Genomic DNA, 248 nt, shown 5'->3' with positions numbered 1-248 from the left:
CCTTTATGGCGAAGAAGCCGCTGTTTATGATTGGTCACAGTGTCGGGCCATTCCAGGAACCTCAGTTCAACCAGCTGGCAAACTATGTGTTTGGCCACTGCGATGCCCTGATTTTACGTGAGTCAGTCAGCCTCGACATGATGAAGCGCAGCGAGATCGACACTTCGAAAGTCGAGCACGGGGTGGATACCGCGTGGCTGGTGGATCACCAGGACGACAGCTTCCAGCCGAGCTACGCGGTGCAGCAC

General features: G+C 56.0%; 1 protein-coding gene. It reads left to right on the top strand.

Annotated features, from left to right (window positions below; all coding sequences use genetic code 11):
* The coding region (locus tag RTW80_RS30270) for a polysaccharide pyruvyl transferase family protein (RefSeq protein ID WP_312721890.1) at positions 1–248 on the top strand (248 nt) is incomplete at both ends.

The organism is Escherichia sp. AM3, assembly GCF_032029835.1.
In the GTDB taxonomy this organism is placed as follows: domain Bacteria; phylum Pseudomonadota; class Gammaproteobacteria; order Enterobacterales; family Enterobacteriaceae; genus Escherichia; species Escherichia coli.
The sequence above is the reverse complement of the archived record's forward strand: the minus strand, read 5'-3'. Positions and strand labels throughout refer to the sequence as shown.